The sequence below is a fragment of the Microbulbifer sp. ABE4_465 genome (genome assembly GCF_056160765.1).
On record NZ_JBSWXV010000002.1, the window covers coordinates 692,129 to 716,370 of the forward strand.

The following is a 24,242-nucleotide window of genomic DNA, read 5'->3' on the forward strand; positions in this document are numbered from 1 at the left end:
CTATTCATGATCAGCGCACTGTGAACACTTAAGAATCTACCTCAACTTTTCCCGAGAACTACTTGGCAAATCGGGAAAAACGTCCCAGTACCACGCAGCAATTTTGACTTGCTTCACGGTGCTGATCCCTCCCTTCCAATAAAGTTCCGCGACCGGCTCCTTCCCCGGTGCTGTCGCCTGTGCGGCAGTTGGCAAAAATAAAACTGACTGGCAGCGGAAAGCAATGAAGTCTGAAGTAACAGGGCGAAACACTTTCAAAAATGCAATTGCGGCACTGGGGCAATCCGTGCGGCTGTGGCTGTCAGTTTTGCTGCTGGCTTCGATATCCGGAGAGGTGTGGGCGGCGCCGACTAGCTATTGTGTGGCCAACCCCAGTGCACCCACGCAGCTGGTGAATATCCAGCGTGGCAGAAACAATACTTACTGTGACCTCTGTGGTTACGGGTTTATCGAGGTGGATATCACCAACCCGTACCGTGCTGGCGGGGATGACTTTGCGTACAACACATCCGGACTGCAGCAAACTCGGGAGGAAGAGCAAAGAGGATCCTGGTTTGATCGCGAGTATCGCCGCCGCTCCGGTAACTATTACACCTATTCCAGTAACGGGGATTACGGCTCTGCCAACCCCAATATGAACTTTGACAACAGCAATGGTCTGGTTGTCCGCATTCCAGTCGATGCCGGTATACGGCTGTACACCGGGGTCAATGTCACGGTCACCGGGGCGGTAAGCAGCAGTAATGTTGGCAGCGTGAGCGAATCCCAGGTCGGGGGTAGCTGGGAGATCCGGATCGGTGGGCTGCCCACCCTGCCGGATGGCAATAGCCCGACTACCATGACGGTGCTTATCCCCATCCATCGCCCTCTCGTTTCCCCCACTAATGGCCCAGAGCAACTAGATGATGAAGGGGATTTCATCGGCGGTGTTACCGCCGAACTGAACTATGTAACCACGGATAGTTGTACCTCGGGTGGGCAGGCGAAGCGCGCTCCGACAAATAGCGGTAGTTGCCCGATAAACTGGGGTAGTGGTTGGACTGACTGGGAGCGCCCGGCACCCGCATATCCGGCCTACCCGGGAACGGCTATCGACTGTACTCCTGAAACTCCGGACGAAATCAGCAACTTCAACCGCGATCTGACCAGCACGGATCGGATCTATATCAACAAGCCATTCGTGCAGGTTGACAAGCAGGGCTGGAACTACGACGCCGGCCAGCGTGAAAACACCCGCAGCGACACCGTTTATGGCCACAGCGATGACGATATCGTGTGGCGCCTCAATATCACCAATAACGGCACCAATGCCCGTGCGCCTTTACAGGACCTGCGTATCGACGACGTGCTTTCTCGGAGTAATGTCGCCAATGTTCACTACGTCTGCCCCAGTGCCTCGGAAGCGAACGCCGTTGCGGCCAATAACGGTGTGCCGAGCGGCCCCACAAACTGTATTGCCACCGATAACCTGACCGGTAGCGTGCTGGACAATTGGGATGTGGCACCGCCATTTGGCGAAGGTGACGATATTCCTTCGCCCTATGCAGGAACCGTAGAGGCGGAAACACCGGGGTCGTCCAGTGGCACCATCGATATCGCCGAAGACGACTCAATCAACCTTTATCTGGTTGGCAAATTGCAGGGGGATGCGTCCTGTGTAGGCGGCGCGCCGCTGATCAACAGTCTGGAAAATGTGCAGTTCGGCTGTGCGGTTCAGACGCCACCGGGCGGCATCGATCCGGGCCTGGGTGAGGAAACCTCGGAGCTCCGTTTCTGGTATGGCCAGGGCTCCGTTGCCGGTGGCGCAACCGCGCTGGAAGTGGAGCGCACGCTTACCGGTATCGACGGCAGTGCCACGGTGGGTATGCGTGGCCTGATGACCATCACCCTGTCCAACCAGAGTGGTGGTACCGTTTGGTTTGACAATGGCATGGCCTATCATATTCGCGATCAGCTGCCGGAAGGCTACGTACTGGACCCGAGTTATGCGCCGCAATTACTCCGTCCCACAGGGAATAACGGTTATACGCAGGGTTCACTGTACGGACAGTATGACGGCCGGGTGGATAGCCTGGAGTGGGTCAACCCGGCAAACGGTGTTGATACGGTTGATACCGGTAATCATACCGACTATCTGTTGAATACCGCCCCGGAATTCAAACTGTCTAGCTCGACCCAGTATACGGAGAGCAATCCTGCCGGTGACTATAACGGCGGTAAAACCTATCGCGATCTGATGCGTCATGGTGATGTGGTGGTTATCCGCTTTGCCATTGTTCACAAAGACCCCCAGCACTTCGACCGCGCAGCCGATCTGGATGTGGTTCCCGAGAGCCCCAGCGTGGATCTGTTTCAGCGGCCGGAACCCACCGATCCGCCCGCACTTTCCTCAAGCCTGCAGAATAATCTGGAGGTGGAGTTCAAAACCCTGTGCAACTCCCAGGGGGTTCAGGAATACAACCTAACCGGCAACGGTGTCAGCAGCAGCCCGGCGGATAACACCGCCGGCACAAACATTGTGTTCAACCCTGAAGACATCGATGTCGAAATTCTCGACCAGTCATTTATTGTTACCAATGACCCGGACCAGACCACACCGCTGCGCGTGCGTGCCACCAACAATGGCGGTGTAGACGCCCGTGATGCCAGTGTGTTTATCAGTTTTGGTCCCACTCTCGAAGTGGTGACCGTGGATGAGCAAAATGGCAACTGGCAGTGCGACATCACAAGCGTAACCGGCTCGCCGGTGCCGCAGCCCAATCCTTATAAAACCTGGGTGGTGAACCCGCCTGGGGATCCAAGTCAGTTGCATTTGCCTCTGACCACGACCGGCACGGTTTACCGCTGCTACGCGAACCACGGCAACCCGCTCAATCGCGTGCTTGCGACGGGTGCCGGAAATGCGGTCGAATTCCACTTCGAGGTGCGTAAATCTTCAGATCCAGCGCGAGTCCTGGAAGACGATGTCACCTTCCGTGTGGACGCCATTGGTGAAATCTGGACGGTAGCCAGCCTGGATCTGGCCAATCCTACCGTAAGCATGAGCAACTCCGGAGGCAACACCAATAACCGGGTTGTTCAGAGCTATACAACCACCAATACACCAACGGCAATCAACAATGATCAGCCGCTGTGGTTCCCGCAACCGGGCAATGCCAGCCAAAACAATGCGCGCAGCGACGGCGAGGTAGATCGTGGCAACCTGTATTCCCTCGATGCAAACTGGTCCCGTGGTATTGGCTTTAACCTGCTAAAAGATCAGGTAGCCTGGAGTACCACTGGCGGTGATATTTCTGCTCTCAATGGCGTGATCCCCACACTGGGGGAGTGTAACGAGGCCAGCCCTGCGACACGCAATGCGGCATTGCCGGATAGTGCCATGTCCGACGGTTACCCCAATTTTGCGCGTAAACAGCGGGAGCTGGTGCAGGTCGGTGAGGAATGTACCAACCGGATCCAGACCGGTGGCTGGTTTGGCTTCAAATCCCGCGGTTTCTCATTTATTGGTGTGAGCAATGTCGCGGTACAGGATGAGGTGGAAGATGGTCTCGCCTATGTTTCCAATACCGAGCCTCAAACCGGCCTGCAGATCGCCGGTGCAACCTCGACACCCAACCAGCCCAGCAAAGGCCCGCTAGACGAAGGGCTCTTTGGTTGGTTCTTCAGCGGTAACCAGCCGGGTAGTGACGGGCGTAATGATTACATCACCACCATCGACCAGTGGTTCCACGTCAACGCCACTACTCGGGTACAAAACAAAGCGATTAATGACCGCAACGCGCCCAATGTGCAGGGCGCGGATCGCAATAACATCCTGAATTCCAGCTTCGAGGCGGCCTACCACAATGAGAATACTGGTGAGGACGAGTACTTCGACTTTGGCAGCAATATCGTAGGTTACCCTTGGGAGCGTATTCGCCGCGTTGATGTTGTGGTGACCGAGCCCGAAATCACTCCAACAAAAACCTACTGTGAAGTGGGTAGCTTTAATTCCTCCACCGGCGACTGTTCCGGCGGCTGGCAACAAAACCTGACGGGTGCAGATACTTCGAGGGATTATGTTGTGCGCCTGCGGCTCGTCAATGCCAATGAAACCAGTGGCGAGCCGAACGCTCCGGCCTACGACTTTGTGGTAACCGATACCGTGCCGGACCTGCTGGTTGTAGTTGACCCTGCCAGTGACGGAATTGACAACGACGGCGACGGGCTGATCGATGAAGACGGCGAGCACCTGAGCCTGATTGAGAACACGCCCAATGATGGCGTGGACGCGACGTTGGTGTTCTCCCACTCACACAGTGACAGCGGCGCACCTCTGGGCAACGCGGCCAATAATGGCCTTCGCCGACTGAACGGCGGCACCGGTAGCGCGGAAGATGATCGCAGCGTAAACCTTTATTACCGGGTCAACCCGGATGAGCGCATTGCGCCTAACCAGACGCTACAGAGTGGCTACCTGATCGACTATGACACCCTTGAAGGTGGTGATGCGAGCGATCGCAATGAATTTGGTAACCAGACCGTAGAACTGCGCGGAAATGGCGATATTGGCGGTGCCCGGGTGTACAGCGCCGGCCCTGCGGATGCGTCGATTACCTTTATTACGCCGGCGGTTGAGCCCAAAGAAATTACTGCGCTGTCCGAGACTACCCTCGGTGAAATGATTGGCGGTTATCAGGCTGTCAAAATCGGTGAGGAAATTGAATATACCCTGACCGGTCAGCTGCCTTATCAGCAGTTGCGTGGACTGGTGGTAAGTGACACCTTGCCGAACGGCCTTACCTGTGTAGATGCCCCTGCAATCGATCTGAACGCACCGCCCTATGCTGCGGCGGGTTTCCGCCGTCCGGATCTCAGCCCGGTGCCGATTATTACCCCGGTGTGCAGCGGCACCCAGGTGTCCTGGGATTTCGGCGATGTCACGCTGACCACACCGGGTTCCGAGTCACTGTTCAGTTTCCCGGTCAGTTTTATCGCCCGTGTGGATAACATTCCCTCCAACAATAATGGCGAAGGCACTAGTGGTACCGTGCTGGAAAATGGCAGCGGTGATTCCGCCTACCTGCGCTACGCCGATGCCATGGGTAACGAGACCGAACTCAGCTTTGGCAGCGTGGCGGTACGGGTAACCGAGCCGGCGCTGGTACTGGATAAAAGCTGGACCGACCCTCGGGATGCCGGTGACGAAGTGACCGTCACACTTGAGGCAACCAACAATGGCTCCGCTGCACTTTACAACCTGCGCATTCTGGAAGATCTGGTCGACAGCGAGATGACCTTTATTGCCGGCAGCGTGACCGGCTCCGATCCTCCCCTGGTGGATACCGATGCGTTCGGAGAGAACCAGCCAGTATTTGTGTGGGAACCGGAAAACCCGCTGCTTCCCGGTGAAACGCTGGAATTTACCTTCCAGGTGCGGGTGGACGACAGTGCGCAACCCCAACAGCAGCTGGAGAATACAGCGCATGCCGCCTGGACATCGCTGCCCACACGCAGCACCGCATTGAACCCCATTGATCAGAACAGTGGCTCGGCGCGTACCGGCCAGATTGGTGCCAATGGCGCAGCGGATGGTATGCGGATTGGTGAGCTGCCGCTGGAAACCGGCGCGGACGCGGTGAATGATTACCGCGTTGACAGTAATCAGGTCACTGCCGATCTCGACCCTGTTGTTATGAATAAACAGGATCTGACACCTGGCGTATTGCCGGAGATCGGTGCGCACAAGCAGTTCCAGATTACCGTCGACCTGCCGGAAGGCACCACCCACGACCTGCAAATCCGCGATCTGCTGAATAGCGGCAGTGCCAGCTATGTGCTGACCCGCGATGCCAATTACGATGTGAGTTACACCTTCATCGGAATTGTCAGTATCGATGGCAATACGGCGGTGGGCGAGAGTGCGTTCCGCGCAGCGGCGCCGGTGGATGGTGCCAGCGGCCAAGTCTTGTGGGATATCGGTACCGTGCTTACCGAATCGGAAAGTGATTTGCCATCCGCAGGCGCGATCAATCCGCAAATCGTCATCACCTACTATGCGCGGATCAATAACGACACTACTACCGGTACCGATAGCGGAGAAGGAAATAGCCTGCAAAACGGTGCAGAACTGCGCTACCAGCACGGCGAATCTCTTACCACGGTCATAGAGACTGCGGATACACCGGCGATCACCGTGACAGAATCGGCGCTCGGTGCCACCAAAGACGTAACCCAGATTACCCCGGGGCAGCTGACCCGCGGCGCGGTGCTGGAGTACGTGGTAACGCTCACCAACAATGGTAATGCCACCGCCTATGACCTGAACCTGGTAGACAGCTTGCCGGAGCAGTTGGAATGGGACGATAGCTTTACTCCCACCGTTACCATCGGCGGCAGCCCTGTGGGTGGATTTGAAGCAACGCCGGATACCAGCACCGAAAATACGCTGGTCTGGGGGCGCGGCAACAGCGACGGTTCTCTCGATCTGCCTGCCGGCCAACAACTTGTGCTGACTTATCGGGCCAGGGTGGCTGCCAATGGTGGTCCCTTTACCAACGAGATTACGGCCGACTGGACCTCCCTGCAGGACGACGTTGCGTCCAACAGTGACTACGAGCGTACCGGTGCAGACTGCCCGGCGGCGCCAAACGACTATTGCGTCAGCGCCAGCGAAACCACCGATGCTGCCGCGGAAGACAATACCGCGCTGCTTAAGGCGTTTGAGTCCGACAGTTGGGTACTGCATGGCAGTGATGCGAGCGATGCCCAGCTTCGCGTGGGCGATACCGTGGACTATCGCCTGACCCTGACACTGAACGAGAGCATCACGGCCAACGTTGCCATTGCCGATACGCTGCCCGTTGGGTTGGAGTTTGTCGAATTAATCAGTGTCAACGGACAGACCAGCGCGCCGTTTGAAAATACCGGCGCTTTCACTCACGACCCGCTTGTAACCAATCTGACCGGTGACGCGAGCGCGGGCCAGGTATTGAACCTGGCGCTCGGTGACGTGGACGCCGTCGATGGCGATGACGGCAATAACGATTTCGCTATTGTGTATCGTGCACGTGTGGTGACCGATGTTTTAGCGCATCAGGATGTACTCGGTCCCCTGAACAACCAGGCGGAGCTGAGTTTCGATGCCTACGATGGCTCTAAGGTAACGCTGCCTGCGGCAACTGCCTCGATTGCGGTACACCAACCGGTGCTGAGTTCTCTGCTCAAAACCGACACCCTGAGTGGGCGCGCCGGCAGTGGTACCCAGGTCGATCCCTATCTGGTCGTACTGGCGGCAGACACCATGCAGTTCCAGCTGCAGTCTTGTAACCAGGGCGATGCCCCGGCCTACAACGTCCAGCTTACCGACACCCTGGCTCCGCAACTGGATGAGACGGCTTTGTCGGATGCCAGTGTCTTTACCGTGGCGATCGATGGTACGGCCACCAGTGAGTTCACCTTTAGCGGACAACCGGCTGTCGGTGGCAGCTTTACGCTCACCCTGAACGATGATGAACCGCTGCTGCCGGATCAGTGCCTGACGGTGGACTACACCATCGGTTTCCATGCGGATATCGGCACCAGCGAGTTGTTTAACAACAGTGCCAGTGTCGATAGCTACTGGTCGCTACCGGCAGAAAACGGCCAGCAATATACCGACGACACCGTTGCGTCTGTGTGGATGCAGAATCCCAGCAACGCGATGCCGCCGGAAAAAGTGCTGGTCAGTGCCCCCACCGCCACCATCGGTGAAGAGGTGCGCTATCGCATCACCATCCCGGAAGACAATATCGCCCGCACGGACGTCACTCTGACGGATTCGTTGGCACCTCAGTTCGAGTTTGTCGGGGCCACACTGAGTATCAACGGCGGTAGCGCCAGCGACCTGCTGAACGGTGGCGACGATTCTGACCTGAGCTTCGATCTCGGAACACTGCAGGCTGGTCAGACCGCGCAGATTGAACTTGTGCTGCGTGTGACCAACAGCGCCGACAGTAATGCCGGGGATAGTGTGATCAACCAGGCCAGCTACAGCACTGGTGGGGTTACCTACACCAGTGCGGCCACGGATCCACTGACGATTGTTGAACCACAGCTTGCACTGGAAAAAGAAGTGCTGTCTGCACCGGCAGATATCACCGCGGGTACGGTACTCGATTACCGCCTGACAATGACCGAGGCCGGCAGTGCGAACTCCTCAGCGGCCTACGATCTGGTGGTTACCGATGTACTGGACCCCGGGCTTGAATATGTTGCGGGCTCGGCGAGTGCGGGAGAGCCAGTGGTCAGTGGCGATGCCACCAGTGGTTTTACACTGCAGTGGAACCTGGCCAGCGTCGCAGTAGGCGATAGCTTGAACCTGGAATATCAGGCGGTAGTGGGGGACGACGCCCGCCCCGGTCAGGTGCTGAACAACGATGCGGAAGTGCGCTGGACCAGTGTGTCCGGTGATTCCGATTGGGAACGCGACGGTAGTGAAACCCCGGTGTTTAACGACTATCTCGACAGTGCCAGTGCGGCAGTGACTCTCGCTGACAACACCAGCCTGGAAAAACACCTGCTCAGCGATACGTTTGATGGAACCGGCAGTATTCGTGTCGGTGATCGCGCTCGCTTCACAGTCACGGCGACCCTGCAGAAGGGTACCTATCCGGGTGTTGTCATCACCGATACTCTGCCGACTGGGCTGGTATTTGAAAGCGTGATCAGTGCGGATTTCTTCGGAACGGATGAAACCGCTTCGGTGGCGAGTGCGACGACGGTGAATGGTGCCGACGTTGTGTTTAACCTGGGTGATGTGACCAACCCCGCGAGTGCGGCCAGTGACACCCTGCAGATCGTCTACGAAGTACGCGTGCAAAACGGCAGTGTACTGGCGCAATTACCCAGCAGGCAGGCACTGGAGAACGCGGTCGCGCTGGATTACGCATTGCCATCCGGTCCGGCCAGTACAATCAATGCGCAGGCGACGGTTGAAGCGGTGCAGCCGCTACTCGCAATCAGTCGCGTAGAGGTCACCACCGCGATCGGTGGCGATACGGAAATCACCGTGGGGGAGGAAGCGACCTTCACCGTTGAGATCACCAACAATGGTGAGGCGCCCGCGTACGACCTGCAGATTCAGGATCTATTGCCAGAGGGGCTGCGAAACGGCGGTGGTGTGACCACGCAAAGTATCGAGCTTCTCGGTAGTGGCAGCCTTCCGGTACGCATGCCGGTCTTTGATGCGGCCACCGGCATTGCACTCTGGGATCTCGACGACAATGATGTCTACACCATCCCCGTGGGCGAAACACTGCGCCTGACGTACACGGTGACTGCGGATGACACCCTCGGCGCCGGCCTTTCGCTGGGTAACGGTGTGACCCTGCCGGTTTACTATTCCTTTGACAATAATGCTGTACCGGCCAACGGTCTCGCCGAGGAGCGTCAGGACTATCGTCTCGATGAGGCGGTAAGCGTGGTGCTGACGAGCCCGTTACCGGCTGCACTGGATAAATACATTACCCAGCCGGAAGCGACGATTGGCGAGCAATTTGCGTATCGCATCACCGTGCCCGCGACGCCGGCCGACACTGCCCTCTACGGGGTGCAGATCACCGATGATCTGACGGCCTCCGCTGCGGACTTGCGGTTTATTGCGGTGAACAAAATCAGCGGCTCCGGCAGCTGGACACCGGAAAATATCGGCAGCGAAACCGAGCTGGAAATCGTCGATAGCGTTGATGGTATCGATATCCCGGCCGGCGAGCAGATCGAGCTGGAACTGATTGTCGAAGTGCTCGACAGCGAAACCAATGTCGCTGGTCTGGCATTTACCAATACCGCCAGTTACCGCTTCAGCACCTTTGATAGTGACCCGGCACTGCTCGCGGATACCTCTCCGGAGATGACTCTGGTTGAGCCGCAGCTCACTCTGGAAAAATCCGGCCCGGAAATTCTGCATGCAGGTATTGCCGGAGAATTTATTCTCAGCATTAACAATGTGGGTGACAGCGCCGCCTGGGATACCACTGTGGTCGACCTGTTGCCGGATGTGGAGCAGGGCGGTATGTGTGCCCGGCCGCCGGAAGTGGATACGATCCAGATTTTCGATGCAGACACCGACACCCTGGTACGCGCACTTACCGCAGATACCGACTTCCAGTCCGTATTTGAGGATTGCACCCTCACGATTACTACCACAGGTGTGGCCATCGAGCCGAGCCAGCGTATGTCGATCGAGTATCGCGCGTGGCTGGATGAGGACACCGCTGGCGACCAGACCCTGGTCAATGTGGCGGCGGCACAGTGGTTCAGTCAGGGTGATGATCGCGAGAATCGTCGCGCCTATGGCGCACTGCCAACCGATGGCACCCCGGATGTGCTCGACCACGAAGATGCGCATGCTCTGGTATCCCAGAGTGCGACTCTGAAGATGCTGAAAGAGGTGGAAAATATCACCACCGGCGATGCACCCGCTGAGAAAGCGAGCCCCGGGGATACTCTGCGCTACACCATCACCGTCAGCAATGTCAGCGAGATTCCTCTGGCGGAATTTGCCATTGAAGATGCGCTCGGCACTCTTAATACGCAGATGGTCTTTGCCCCGGGTACCCTGACGGTCATCGATATTCCGGTTGATGCCGTGGATAACAGCGATGCGACCGGTGGCGACGCAGCCAGTGGCTTGCTGCGTATCGATGGAATCAGCCTGGCTCAACAGGGCGAGACCGGTGACAGTGTTCGCGTAACTTTCGAAGTGCAGCTGGCGAATGTAATCGACAGTGGCACCGCGGTTCTGAACCAGTCCCGGGTGTTGGCTTACGGCCAGCAGCTGGCGGTGAGTGATGACCCGAATATCGATGGCGAGGCCGACCCGGAAGCACCGGGCGCTGAAAATCCAACTCAGGTCATTATCGAATCCGCTCCTGTCTTCAAGGTAGAGAAAATTTCCGAAGACATGACCGGCGAACCGGACAGCCTGGTGCTGGGTGACACACTGCGTTACACCCTGCGGGTAGAAAATATCGGCAACGAAAACATGGTGGAGGCGACCCTGCGCGATCAGGTGCCTGCCAACACCACCTACGTTGCCGGATCTACCACTCTGAACGGTGCTGCCCTGGAAGACATCGATGGCAGCACGCCACTGGCGCAGACACTGATCATCCAGTCTCCCGGTGCGGAAGTCGGTCAGCTGTTGGCCGATCCGGCGGCGTCTGGTGCCCAGGCGGCATTGATCACCTTTGATGTGATCATCAATGACGTCAACGATGGCACGGTGATTTCAAACCAGGGCTTTGCCAATGGTGCCGGTGCCGGCGTGAACGCCGATGGCGAAAATATGCCGCTGGACGAAAAGCCGTCCGACGACCCCGCCACCGAAGTGGCCGACGATCCGACCATCGATATCGTGGGTAATGTGCCGCTGATCCGCGCACAGAAAACCGTGGAGCTGGTGGTGGATAACATGACCGCCGGCATCGTCGATCCGGAAGATGTGCTGCGCTACACCATTATTGTCAGCAATATGGGTGGCAAGGATGCCACCGAGGCGCGCTTTGTGGATCTGGTGCCCGAGCACACCACCTATGTGGCTGGCAGTACCACGCTCAATGGTTTTGCTGTGGCCGATGACGGTGCCGATTCACCGCTGGTTTCCGGCATTGCCATCAGCACGGAAGACCTGACCCCGCCGTTGCCCGCGCAAGGTGAAGGTGTTCTGACCACCGCACAAACCGCCACCATCGTGTTTGATGTCATGGTCAATGCCGATACCGAACGCGGCACCATTATCAGTAACCAGGGCAACGTCTACAGCCTCGAACTGCCGCTGACACTGACCGATGCGGATGGCAACAGCAGCAATGGTGCCCAGCCCACCGAAGTGGTCGTTGGCGACGCCCAGCAGCTTTCCATTACCAAGGAAGTGGCGGTTGTTGGTGGTGGCGCGGCGGAGTCCGGCAAGGTGCTGGAATACATCGTCCGCGTTACCAACATCAGCGCCGTACCCGCGAGCCTGGTGAGTATCTACGACGATCTGCTGGTAGCCGGTGAGGGTGTGCTCACATACGTGGAAGACTCCGCACGCCTGAACGGCCAGCCCGATGGCGTGATGGTGGATGGCCCGCTGATTACCGTGGACTACAGCACCAATTACGGTGACCTGCAGCCTCAGGAAACCATCGCGCTTCGCTTTGAGGCCAAGCTGGGTGAAAACCTGGCTATGGGTTACCCGGTGGTGAACACCGCGCAGGTGAAGTGGAACGATCCCGCAATGTATAACGAAGCCACGGTGTCGATCGATATCGGTGGTACCCCGGGTATTGCAAACCTCTCCGGTTACCTCTGGCACGATGTGAACTTCAGTGAAGCGGCGGATGCGGAAGAACAGCTGCTGGTGAACTGGAGTGTGGAGCTGTACTTCAACAACGCCCTGCTCGAAACCGTGCAGAGTGATGACAAGGGGTACTTTGTCTTCGATGGCCTGGTGCCGAACATGGACGGCGCGGACATGGCCGGTGCCAGCTATGAGCTGCGCTACCTTGCGCCCAATGCGGTCGATACCACCGCTTCACTGGGGACCGCCAGCTCCGACTACACCAACGGCCCGCAGCAGATTAAAAACATCTATGTGGAGTCAGGGGCCAACCCGCAGAACCTGAATCTGCCGATTACGCCGAACGGTGTTGTTTACGATTCGGTACTGCGTGCACCGGTGAATGGTGCTCGCGTCCGACTGCTCGGCGCATCCAGTGGGCAACCGTTGCCGGATAGCTGTTTCGAGGATCCCAAGCAGCAGAATCAGGTCACCCTCACCGGTGGTTTCTACAAGTTCGATGTGAACTTCAGCAGTGCTGCCTGTGCGGTGAATGCGGACTACCTGATCGAAGTGGATGTGCCCAACGAGGACTACGTGTCCGGGCCGTCCCAGATCATTCCGCCGCAGACCGGCCTGGATACCGGCAGCTTCGATGTAGGGGCCTGTATCGGTAGCGCGACCGACGTGATTCCGGGTACTCCGGATCACTGTGAAGTGCAGTTGTCTGTGACGCCTCCATCGATTGATGCCGACGCGCGCAGCAGTGAAACGGACTACTACCTGCGGCTGAATCTGGACGACAGCAATCAGCCCGGTAGCAGCCAGTTGTTCAATAACCACATCGCACTGGATCCGCAGCTGGAAGGTGCCCTGGCACTGACCAAAACCGCAGCCATGTTGAATGTGACGCGCAGCCAGCTGGTGCCTTACACCATTACCTTCAACAACTCGCTGCCGGTACCGCTGACCGACCTGCAGTTGGTGGATTATTTCCCCGCTGGCTTCAAGTACGTTGCCGGCTCTGCAAACCTGGATGGGTTGCCGGTGGAGCCGCAGGTACACGGATTGCAGCTGCAGTGGCCGCATCTGCGCGCCGAGCCGGAGCAGACTCACACCCTGAAACTGCTGCTGGTAGTAGGTTCCGGTGTGGGTGAGGGGGAGTACGTCAACCGTGCACGGATGTTTAACGAACTGTCCGGCCAGCAAACCTCTGGTGAAGCGTCGGCCACCGTACGTGTGGTTCCGGACCCGACCTTTGACTGTACCGATGTCATTGGCAAGGTCTTCGATGACAAGAACCTGAACGGTTATCAGGATCAGGGTGAGGGCGGTGTGCCCGGTGCCCGGGTTGTGACTGCCAATGGTCTCAAGGCGACCGCCGATGCCCACGGGCGTTTCCACATTACCTGTGCGGCTGTACCGAACCCGGATCGCGGCTCCAACTTTGTGCTGAAGCTGGACGATCGCAGTCTGCCAAGCGGTTACCGCTTGACCACGGAAAACCCGCGGGTTCAGCGTGCCACTCGAGGCAAGATGCTGGAGTTCAACTTCGGCACCAGCCTGCACCGTGTGGTGCGCCTGGATCTGGCGGAAGCGGTGTTCGAGCCCGGTTCTACCGAGCTGCGTCCGCAATGGCGGTCCCGCACCGAGCTGTTGCTGGAGCGGCTGGAAGAAGCACCATCGCTGCTGCGCCTGTCGTACCTTGCGGAAAATGAAGATCCGGCACTGGTGGAAGCGCGACTGGAAACCATCAAGGCGCGTATTGCCGAAGATTGGGCAGCACTGGACTGCTGCTATCCGTTGAATATCGAAACCGAAATTTTCTGGCGCCGTGGTGCGCCGCCCGAGCGCGGCAATGTGCTGGACGGGTTCAAACGCAGTATTAACCGCATGATCGGAAGTGAAGATCAGGGAGGTGCCCGGTGATGTTCCGTCCTTCGCAGAAAAAAATGGCGGTCCTCGTTGCCGCACTGGTAAGCACCGTCGCCTACGCGCAAGAAGAAACCCAGGCTGACAGCGCCTGGTGGCACTTGATTCCGGGGCTCTCGCCGGAAGTGGAAAGCGCCGGTGAATACACGGAGAAACCGCTCGGTAGCAATACGGAAACTACCCTGATCCCGGCCGTAGGGCAGCTGTGGATGCAGGATGCGGAAACCTTTATTGCGCCGGAAGAAGCGGTTGTGGAAAACAACATTCTGCCCCCGCTCCTGTTCCGCGCAGTGGAAGATGAAATTGATCCCGATCTTGTAGAACAGCTGCGCGAGAAACTCGCGGAGCTGGAGTCGGCCCATGAAATGCAGCTGATCGTCGTCGGGCACACCGACAGCGGCCCGCTGAATGACGATGAGCTGGCGGAATACGCGGATAAAACCATATTCACCCAGGCGCGCGCGCAGTTGATTGCGGATTATCTGCAAACCGCGCTGGAGTTGCCCGATGAGGCCATCGTGGTGGAGGGGCGTGGAGACAGCGAGCCCCTGTCGGAAAATATCACCGAAAAAGGTCGCGAGCTGAACCGGCGGGTGGAGCTGGCGGTGCGCTATTTCGAACTGGATCAGCAGGCGCGGGATGCCCAGCGCCGCGCCGAGGCCCTGCAACTCAATCGCGTACAGGTCTGCCGCCAGGAAACCGTGTGTAAGCTGCGCTATACCGCGGGTTCCGACCAGCGCGCGCGCCTGAAAAATCTGGTTTCCCCCTTGCGGTTGCAGCCGGGGCAGGCGGATTTGCCGATGGCGTTTGTGCGGCGCATTCAGGAAGTGCGCAATACCCTGCAGGACAAGCCAAATCTCACCATTCATTTTGTCGGTCACACCGACGGCGGTGCACTGCCGGAAGGGCCGGCGGAGCTGTACGATGACCAGATGGCTCTGTCCCGCGCGGAAGCACGTCGGGTGGCGCTGGCCGTGGCGGACCAGTTGAATCTGCCGGGCTATATGGTGACCAGCAGTGGCAAGGGCTCGTCGCAGCCGATTGCAGCCAACGACACCGCCAAGGGGCGCTCACTGAATCACCGTGTAGAAGTGGAGTTCTGGTACGACGACCTGCTGGAGACTGCCGCCGACGGTGTGCAGGCCTGCCCGGAAGCGGCCAATGCAGAAACCATCACCATTGAGCACGAGTCCCCCACCGGTGAAGTGCCGCCGATTTTTCTGAATAGTGGTGAGCCGCAGATTACCAGCGCACAACTGGCGCAGATGCAGCGTCTGATGGACGAAGTGGCGAGCAAGCAAAATGTGCGCCTGAGTTTTGTCGGCTACAGCGACAACGAGCGTATGGAGCGGCGCGAGGCCATGGTCTATGGCGACGACGTGGGGCTGTCATCCGCGCGTGCGAAAAAAACCATGCAGCTGGTACAGGAAAAGCTCGGCCTCGAAGACGATCAGGTAGAGTTCGAGGGCCGCGGTTACGTGGAATCCAAAGACGTGGTACAGACCGGTTTTATCCACATGGACGGCGCCCGCGTGGAAGTGCAGGTGCTGTATGACGAGCTGGCGATTCTGGCGGAGCAGGACCGGCTGGAAATCGAGCGCTTGCAGCAGGAAGCGGTTGCCCACAACCCTTACGCGTTGAACCTGATGCGGATTACTGTGGACGGCGCGCCAGAGTACGACCCGCACAAAAATTCTGCCGACCTGCAGCGTTGTACCGATGTGGCACTGGACAATGCCAATATCCAGTTCCGCTTCGATAACCAGACCATGCAGCCCCGGCTGAATGTCACTGCCTTCCCGAATACCATCCGCTTCGCGGATGACCCGGAAACCGAGCTGGTGGAAAGCCGGGTCGCGTTCAAACGCTACACCAATTACCCGTCATTTATTACCCGCGCCGAAGTACGGATTTTCGAGGAGGCGCAATCTCTGCGCGACGAGCCGCTGGCCGTCGTCACCCTTGACCAGAATGGCGAGGGCGACTGGCAGGCAGACTTTGACAGCTTCCAGGCGCCACTGAAAAAACTGAAATATGTATTGCGGGTGTACGACTGGAAACAGCGCTTCGACGAAACCCGCCCACAGACCCTGTGGCTTGTGGATAACTTCGAGCCGCAATTACAGGAGACCACCACGGAGCAGGAGCTGCTGGTGGGCTACGGCGAAAATCGCCTGTCCGAGCAGAATATCCCGGTAAATGGCAACGCAGTGCTGGTGAACGGTGCGGATATTCCGACCAATCACAGCGTGTGGCTGGCGGGGCGCGAGATTCCGGTTAGTAGTAATGGCGAGTTTGTTGCCGAGGAAATTTTCGCCAAGGGTCTGCATACGGTAGAAGTGGCGGTGCTGGATGAGCAGGGCAACGGTGAGCTCTTCCTGCGGGACCTGGAGTTCAACCGCGACGACTGGTTCACCGTGGGCATTGCGGATCTCACCATCGCCCATGACGACACCAATGGCCCGGCCGCACTGGTGACCGGCGATCAGACCCACTACGACAACTCCGCGAGTTACGACGGCCGCCTGGCGTTTTATACCAGCGGCAGCTTTGGTGACGGCTGGCGCCTTTCCGCCAGTGCGGATACCGATGAAGGGCCAATCGACGAGCTGTTTACCAATTTTATGGAAAAGACGCCGGATGCCCTGTTCCGCCGTCTCGACAGTGATCTGTACTACCCGACCTTTGGCGATGATTCCACCGTGGTGGAAGATGCGCCCACTTCCGGCAAGTTCTATATCAAGCTGGAAAACTACGACGACTACGCCCTGTGGGGTAACTTCAAGGCATCCTACACCGATAACGAGCTGGCGCAGATCGACCGCGCCCTCTACGGGGCCAACTTCCACTTCGAAACCGATGACGTTACCGACTTTGGCGACAAGCGCTTTGAAGTGGATGCATTCAGTGCGGAACCCGGCACCATCGCTGGCCGCGATGAGTACCGGGGTACCGGTGGCTCCCTCTACTACCTGCGCCACCAGGATATTCTCACCGGTTCCGAGCGCCTGCGTGTGGAAGTGCGGGACAAAAACTCCGGCCTGGTGCTGGGGGTGAAAAACCTGACTCCGGTGATTGATTACGATGTGGACTACATACAGGGCCGCGTGCTGCTGAACCGTCCTCTGTCGGCCATTGCCAACGACAACCTGATCGTGCAGGACGGCTCCTATAACGGTAATCCTCAGTATCTGGTGGCCCGCTATGAATACACCCCGGGTTTTGATGACCTGGATACCCTCGCGGTGGGCGGTCGCGCCCAGTACTGGGCCGGTGACCATGTGCGCATCGGCGTCAGCGCCAGTCAGCAGGACGAGGAAGATAATGAGTCGTCCCTCAATGGTGTCGATCTGACCCTGCGTAAAACCGCCGGTACCTGGATGAAGGTGGAAGTGGCGGAGAGTCAGGGCAACACGCTGGAAAGCCTTTCTTCTCTCGATGGTGGTTACAGTTTCAACCAGGACAACCCGATTGACCCGCAAGCCAAGGCCGGTGCAAACAAGGTTGAGGCTGCCGTCCAGATGGGCGACTTCTTTGACGGTGCGCGCGGTTCCATGTCGGTTTACGCCCAGCAGCGCGACGCGGGTTTCTCTGGCCCGGGCCAGCTGGCCACCCACGAAACCGAACAGTATGGTGCAACCATCAACCTGCCCATTGGCGAGCGCTTTGATGTGGGCCTTAAAACCGACACCAAGGAACAGCAGCAGGGGCTGCAGACGGAAGCCACCGATGTGGAGTTGGGGTATCGCCTGACTGATCGCTGGCGTATTGCCGCCGCGGCGCGGGCAGATTCTCGGGAAGACCTTTCATCGGTTGTACCGCTCACCCAAAAACAGGGTGAGCGAACTGATGTGGCGATCCAGGCCGGTTACGACTCCGGTGCAAACTGGAACGCCTTTGGTTTCGTGCAGCGCACCGCGGAAGTGTCCGGCAACCGCGATGAAAACAACCGCATCGGGTTTGGTGGCGCTTACCGTGTCAGCGACCGCCTGACGGTGGACAGCGAATTATCCGGTGGCGACACTGGCACCGCTGCGCGCCTGGGAACAGACTTCCTGGTTACCGACCGCACCAATCTCTATCTGAACTACACCCTGGATAACGAGCGCACCGATACCGGTGTGCGCGCGCGCAAGGGCAACCTGAACAGTGGCTTCCGCAGCCGCTTCTCCGATACCACCAGTATCTACGGCGAAGAGCGCTATACCCACGGTGATGTTTCCACCGGTCTTACCCACGCCCTTGGGGTGGACCTGGTGCCCAGTGATAAATGGAATTACGGCACTAGCTTGGAGGCGGGTACCCTTGAAGATCCGCGCACCGGTGCGGAAACCGAGCGCCGTGCCATGGGTGCAAGCATGGGCTTTAACGATGGTGAGCTGCGAGTGGCGAGCGCGGTGGAATACCGCGTGGATAACATGCAGACCCTGAACGGAGCGGGTACCGAGGACGATCCGCAAAGTGTGCTGGAAAACGAACGCAAGACCTGGCTGCTGAAAAACACTCTCAGCTACCAGATGAGCCCGGACTGGCGTTTAGTTGGCAAGCTCAACTATTCCGACAGCCAGAGTTCCGCGGGCCAGTTCTACGACGGTAAATTTACCGAGGGTGTGATGGGTTATGCCTACCGCCCGGTGGATAACGACCGCTGGAACACCCTGTTGAAATACACCTATTTCTACAATGTGCCCACCAATGATCAGGTACTGGTAACGTCAAGCAGCAATAGCAGCGCCATCGAGTTCGTGCAGAAGAGTCATATCTTCTCCGTGGATACCAACTACGACCTCACCCAGCGCTGGACTGTCGGTGCCAAGTACGCCTACCGCCTGGGGCAACTGAGTATGGAGCGGGAAGACCCCGAGTTCTTCGATAGTACTGCCCATCTCTATGTAGTGCGCGCGGACTGGCACTTCGTCAATCACTGGGACCTGCTGATCGAAGGCCGCCTGCTCGACCTGCCGGAAGCCGGCGACAGCCGCAGCGGCGCACTGCTCGCGCTGTACCGGCAAATGGGGCGTAACTTCAAGGCGGGTATCGGCTACAACTTTACTGACTTCTCCGACGATCTGACCGATCTGGATTACGACAGCCAGGGCGTGTTTATCAATATGGTGGGCAAGTTCTAAAGTCTCGTTACCGGCGAGTAACCCCCATCGAGTGGAATGATGGGGTTTGCGAGGAATGTAAGGGGGTCACTTGGCTCCGGCTGTGATTCCCCTGGCGGGCTCTGTGATTGTGGTATTGGTAGTGCTTGCTCGTTGCTTTCGTTGAGCCTGCGTTTTCAAACGTCGCTTCTGCCACCAAAGGTACAGGCCGGTACCAAACAACAGTGCGGGTGCTAAACCTGCCAACAACACCAGCCAGCGCCCGACTATCCCCAGGGCATCCCCATTGTGCAGAGGGAACTGCCAGCGCAGGATTTTATTGCCGAGTGGTATCTCGGTAACCTTCTGAGTCAATAGCACTTCGCCGGTGTACTGGTCCAGCCGTGCAAAGCTGGCTCCGTAATTGGTCCAGGCTTCGCCTTCTGCACGGAAGGTCACGCCGTAGCTATCTTCACTATTGCGCGGCAGATAAATTCGTTTCAGCACCCCACCGGGGAAAACCCGTTCACCAATGGTTACCGCCTGATCCGGCGATATCGGTGTGCCAGATGCCACCCGTGAACCGGGCAGGGCGGGGCGGGGCTCCACCTTGAACAGGCTGCCGACGACCGCTTCTACTTGTGTTGGAAATACCAGCGCCACACCGGAAAAGCTGATCATCAACAGCAACGGCAAAAAATAAATGCCAAAGACCTTGTGGATATCAAAGTAAAACCGAAAGCGATTCCCGATGTGCGAAATGGAAAAAGCCCGCTTCCAGTCTCGTGTTCCGCTGCGTTTCTGTTTCGGCCACCAAAGTACAGCACCGGAAATACAGAACACCATCAGTAGCAGGCCCATAAAACCCACCACAGTTTTGCCATTTTTGCCTGCGAGCAGCGTGTAGTGCAGGCGGTACAGCCAGGTCATGGTGTATGCCGCGGTGCCCCAGCCACGCACAGCCAGTACTTCGGCGTCGGTGGGTGACACGCTGACCTCGATAGGGCCGGGTGCGCCTTCCGGTGTGGGAAAGCGTACAACGTGGGGGCTGCCTGGCTGGCGCTGGGTCATCAGGCGGGTGGGCTCGGGATTTCCGGGAACCGCGGCCTGCGCAGCCGCCAGTATTTCTGAATAACTGGCGGGGCGATCGCTCGGGTTGAAGGTTACCGTTTGCGGTGCAAGTGTTTCATCCAGCGCGTGGTCGAATACCAGCAGGCTGCCGGTGAGACCGATCAGTGACAGCAGCAGGCCCAGGGTGAGGCCGGCGTATTTGTGCAGGACGAAAAATGTTTTGCGCATGGAATAAAGTATTTATGGGTTCGCCAGCCAGCGGGCTCCTACGGAGTATTCTCTAATAGTGACCTGCTTGCTGGCGAACATTCGCTATTTATTAAAATACCTTGGAGTAAGACAGATTCACACTGCGCCCAATACCCTTGAAGTTGCGGATATCATTCCCCGCAGTTTGGGAGTAATAAGTGAAGTAGTTTTCGTTGGTCAGGTTCTGGATACCCAGTGCGAATTCGCCACCCAATGCTTGCAGCTGTGCGCTGGCATCAATGATGGTGTAGCCGCCGAATTCACGGGTGACGTCACCGGAGGCATTCTCAAAGTCACGATCCAACAGCCAGTTTGCTTGAATTCGTGTACTCAACACCTCGCTCCAGTTACGTGCCCAGCTCAGATTGAAGCGGTTGGGAGCGATATTGCGGCCATCCAGATCCGTATCCACCTTGCCGTCGTCATTGGAGTCGTAGCGGCCATTAGTGTAGGCGTAGCGAGCCTCCAGTGTATCGGTGTCACTGAGGTACCACTGGCCGCGCAGTTCGAAACCGTCGATATCAGTCTTTTCCCGCTGCACGCTGTAGATACCGTCGTCGCCAAGCGCCAGGCGCTGGCCAATATCGGAATCGGATGAGTAGTAGGCGAGCTGGGCAGCGAATGGCTCACTGGTAAACTCCAGCCCCAGTTCCTGGTTCTCCGTCAGAATCGGCTGCATGTCCAGAAAGCTCTCGACCGCAAGGCCCGGTTCGTTGATGCCGCGCAGAACCCGACCCACATCCGGCATGGAAAAGCCCTCGGAATAATTAGCGTAAACTCGCAGGCCGTCGGTGAGTGCATAGGTCGCGCCGATATTTCCAAGTGTTTCACTGAATTCCGGGTTGCCACCTTTGACGAACTGGCTGCCGTAGGAGGCGAGGGTTGTGAAATCATCAATCTGTAACTCGGAGATCTCATGGCGTACGCCGGCAGTAACCGTCAGGTTGTCGATACCGCTGAATTCCGCCTGAGCATAGGGCGCGATATTTTTATACTGGGTGGGCGGAACCCAGGCGCGACTGGTCAGAATCAGTTGCTGCCAGGTTTCGTCTTCCAGCAGATCCACACCATAGGCGAGGCTTACCGGGGCGCCGGCGATCTGGTCTTTGATCAGTGTCAGCTTGAGACCGCGTTTTTCTGAATTGTTCTGGGACTGGTCAAAAAGATCCGGCCCGTAAGTTTCCACATCCTGAAACGTGCCGCTGTTGGTAGCGCCATAGGTTCCGGCAAAATCCTGGGAAAATACCTGGGCGCGCAACTTCTGCCCGAAGAAATCTTCGTTACTGTATTGCAAATTTATCGTGGTAACTTCATTGGAGGGAGACTTTCCTGGTACTTCACCTTTTACCGCTGTGGTGGGAATACCGGCGTCAATATCGCCGTCCACGCTTAGCCAATTGTTATTCCCTTCCACCAGAAAGTGGTTGATGGTCAGCTGCACCCGTTGGCTATCCCAGCTGTAACCAGCCTTGATAAACGCATTGGTGGTTTCACTGTCCATAGTGTCGCCCTGGGTATTGTCGAAGCCGACAATGTCCCCGTTGGCATCGTAGCCGATACCACTATTGCGGTAGGTCATACTGGCCAGCACGTCCACATCGCTTAATTTGCCTGAAAGGCTGTAGCTGCCGTTGTAGCCCAGAGTGTCGTCAAGCTCTTCGGTCTGAAAAGCTGACTCCACTCGTACACTCTGTTGAAACTCGTCGCTCGGGGTGCGGGTGATCAGGTTGATGATACCGCCGGACGCGCCCATGCCATGGATGGCATTGGCACCGTGAATCACTTCGACCCGTTCCAGAACCAGTGGATCAATCGTGTGACCGTCGCGGCCGCCGTTGCGCAGCGGGTTGGACTGCGGGACGCCGTCGATCAAATAAAGCGGTTTGCGGCCGCGCAGACTCTCACCAGAGCTGGTCATTTTCTGACGGCTGGGAGAAAAACTCGGAATAAGATTGCCCAGAATGGTCGACAGGTCACTGGTGGCGGCCATCTGATTCGCCAGCTCCTGCTGGTCGATCAGGGTGACGGTATTGGGGATGGCGCTCAGGGGCTTTTCGGTGCGGCTGGCGGTGACCACCACTTCTTCTTCGATCTGGGAATTGCTTTCCGCGGCAATGGCGGCAATGGAAAGTGTGCTGGTGGCGGCAATGGCCAGGGCAAGGGTGGTGCGAGTCCCGCGCATATTTGGGTTCCTACTATAGAAGTGGGTCGAAAGTGGCGCGATATTAAATAAAATGAGAATGTTTATCAATTCTGTTGCGGGGCTGTGGGGTGCAGCTGGCCATGCGATGTGGAAACGCTGGAAGTGATAAAAGTGTCTATATATAAGAAGCGAATCGCTGTTGTCCCCATCCCCTGGCGAATGGGTGTGATTAAATGCCAAAAGTGACTTGACTCCCCGGGGGGCGATCAATAGAATGCGCAGCCTCTTGAGCGGTTGGGGAAACCCATCGCGAGGGGCCGGTCTCTACCAGGATCCGGCCTCTGGGAAGTGTCGGTGCGGGGTGGAGCAGCCTGGTAGCTCGTCGGGCTCATAACCCGAAGGTCGTAGGTTCAAATCCTGCCCCCGCTACCAATTTCCATCTTATACTTCTGATGTGTAGATGGTTGTTAACTCCCAAGATGTTGTTGCGGGGTGGAGCAGCCTGGTAGCTCGTCGGGCTCATAACCCGAAGGTCGTAGGTTCAAATCCTGCCCCCGCTACCAATTTCAGGTACCATTGGTTCTTAGCTGGATGCCCGACTCGGGCTCGCTATCTACCTCTGGCGGCATAGCCGGCGAAGGTCTAGGGTTCAAATCCTGCCCCCGCTACCAAATTTTGCGAAAACATTTCAGGTTGTTTTCGCGCAGTAAAAGCCCCTGTTAGGGGCTTTTTCGTATCTGCGGCAAATGTGGTTTGCCATCCGAATGGGCCGGGAGTCGGCGCCGCGGTTTCTCATTCGGACCGTGGGGTCAGCTTCGCTGCCCATTTTTTGTTTTTAGCGATCGGCACCGCCGGTTGCGCATCCGCCCCGAAACGGGGCCACAAGGTGATATGGCAAGTAAGCGCGAACTGTTGGAGGAGCTTCTGGCTCCGGTGGTTGAGTCACTGGACTGTGAGCTGTGGGGTATCGACTATCAGACCCATGGCCGCAATGCGCTGTTGCGGATCTACATCGACGCCGAGCGCGGTATCTCCGTGGACGACTGTGAAAAAGTCAGCCGTCAGGTAAGCGCGGTGATGGATGTGGAAGATCCCATCAGCAGCAAGTACACCCTGGAAGTTTCTTCTCCGGGTATGGACCGTCCTCTGTATAAGCTGGAACAGTACCAGCGCTATATCGGCGCCCAGGTAGAGTTGCGCTTGCGCATGCCGCTGGACGGCCAGCGCAAATGGCGCGGCCTGCTGGCCGGTGTGGAAGGGGACGAGATCGTCTTGCGCATTGATAGCGAGAACGAATATCTGCTGCCCATCGACAGTATCGAGAAGGCCAATATTATTCCGCAGTTTGACGGCGATAAGTAAGTACAGAGTTAGTTTTAAAACTTGGATTATTGGGCCCGACTATGGGCCGACCATGTTAGGGCAATGCGGAAGTAGCCGGTGGGATATGCGGTAACAGTCCCATCAGCGCATTGATTAG

5 protein-coding genes and 2 tRNA genes are annotated in these 24,242 nt (G+C 57.6%); 5 read left to right on the forward strand and 2 right to left on the reverse strand.

Features of this window, described 5'->3' with window-relative positions; all coding sequences use genetic code 11:
- Nucleotides 1-223: 223 nt before the first annotated feature.
- Together ACXAG1_RS06550 and ACXAG1_RS06555 are read left to right on the forward strand one after the other, a co-directional pair.
- Nucleotides 224-14,209 (forward strand): isopeptide-forming domain-containing fimbrial protein, encoded by a 13,986-nt coding sequence (locus ACXAG1_RS06550; protein ID WP_475119284.1) that lies wholly within the window; start codon nt 224-226, stop codon nt 14,207-14,209.
- Nucleotides 14,209-19,341, forward strand: a complete 5,133-nt coding sequence (locus ACXAG1_RS06555; protein WP_475119285.1) for an OmpA family protein — start codon at nt 14,209-14,211, stop codon at nt 19,339-19,341. Before ACXAG1_RS06550 ends, ACXAG1_RS06555 begins: the two co-directional genes overlap by 1 nt.
- A 66-nt stretch (nt 19,342-19,407) precedes the next feature.
- On the opposite strand, the gene ACXAG1_RS06560 is transcribed toward ACXAG1_RS06555, so the two are convergent.
- Nucleotides 19,408-20,598, reverse strand: a complete 1,191-nt coding sequence (locus ACXAG1_RS06560) for a PepSY-associated TM helix domain-containing protein (protein ID WP_475119286.1) — start codon at nt 20,596-20,598, stop codon at nt 19,408-19,410.
- A 91-nt stretch (nt 20,599-20,689) separates the two neighbouring features.
- The gene (locus tag ACXAG1_RS06565) at nt 20,690-22,801 is read right to left on the reverse strand and encodes a TonB-dependent receptor (RefSeq protein ID WP_475119287.1); all 2,112 of its coding nucleotides are present in this window, start codon (nt 22,799-22,801) and stop codon (nt 20,690-20,692) included.
- A gap of 316 nt (nt 22,802-23,117) precedes the next feature.
- Here ACXAG1_RS06565 and ACXAG1_RS06570 point away from each other — a divergent pair.
- The 3 genes from ACXAG1_RS06570 (at nt 23,118) to rimP (ending at nt 24,124) form a co-directional block, all read left to right on the forward strand.
- A tRNA-Met gene (locus ACXAG1_RS06570) sits at nt 23,118-23,194 on the forward strand.
- Nucleotides 23,195-23,248: 54 nt separating this feature from the next.
- Nucleotides 23,249-23,325 (forward strand) — tRNA-Met (locus tag ACXAG1_RS06575).
- 328 nt (nt 23,326-23,653) lie between these two features.
- Nucleotides 23,654-24,124, forward strand: coding sequence for a ribosome maturation factor RimP (gene rimP / locus ACXAG1_RS06580; RefSeq protein ID WP_475092066.1), 471 nt, complete (start codon nt 23,654-23,656; stop codon nt 24,122-24,124).
- Nucleotides 24,125-24,242 lie beyond the last annotated feature (118 nt).

Bases quoted from the DNA above. Each gene is read 5' to 3' on its own strand.
- ACXAG1_RS06550 (WP_475119284.1), top strand. From the start codon at position 224: ATGAAGTCTGAAGTAACAGGGCGAAACACTTTCAAAAATGCAATTGCG.
- ACXAG1_RS06565 (WP_475119287.1), bottom strand. From the start codon at position 22,801: ATGCGCGGGACTCGCACCACCCTTGCCCTGGCCATTGCCGCCACCAGC.
- ACXAG1_RS06560 (WP_475119286.1), bottom strand. From the start codon at position 20,598: ATGCGCAAAACATTTTTCGTCCTGCACAAATACGCCGGCCTCACCCTG.
- rimP (WP_475092066.1), top strand. From the start codon at position 23,654: ATGGCAAGTAAGCGCGAACTGTTGGAGGAGCTTCTGGCTCCGGTGGTT.
- ACXAG1_RS06555 (WP_475119285.1), top strand. From the start codon at position 14,209: ATGTTCCGTCCTTCGCAGAAAAAAATGGCGGTCCTCGTTGCCGCACTG.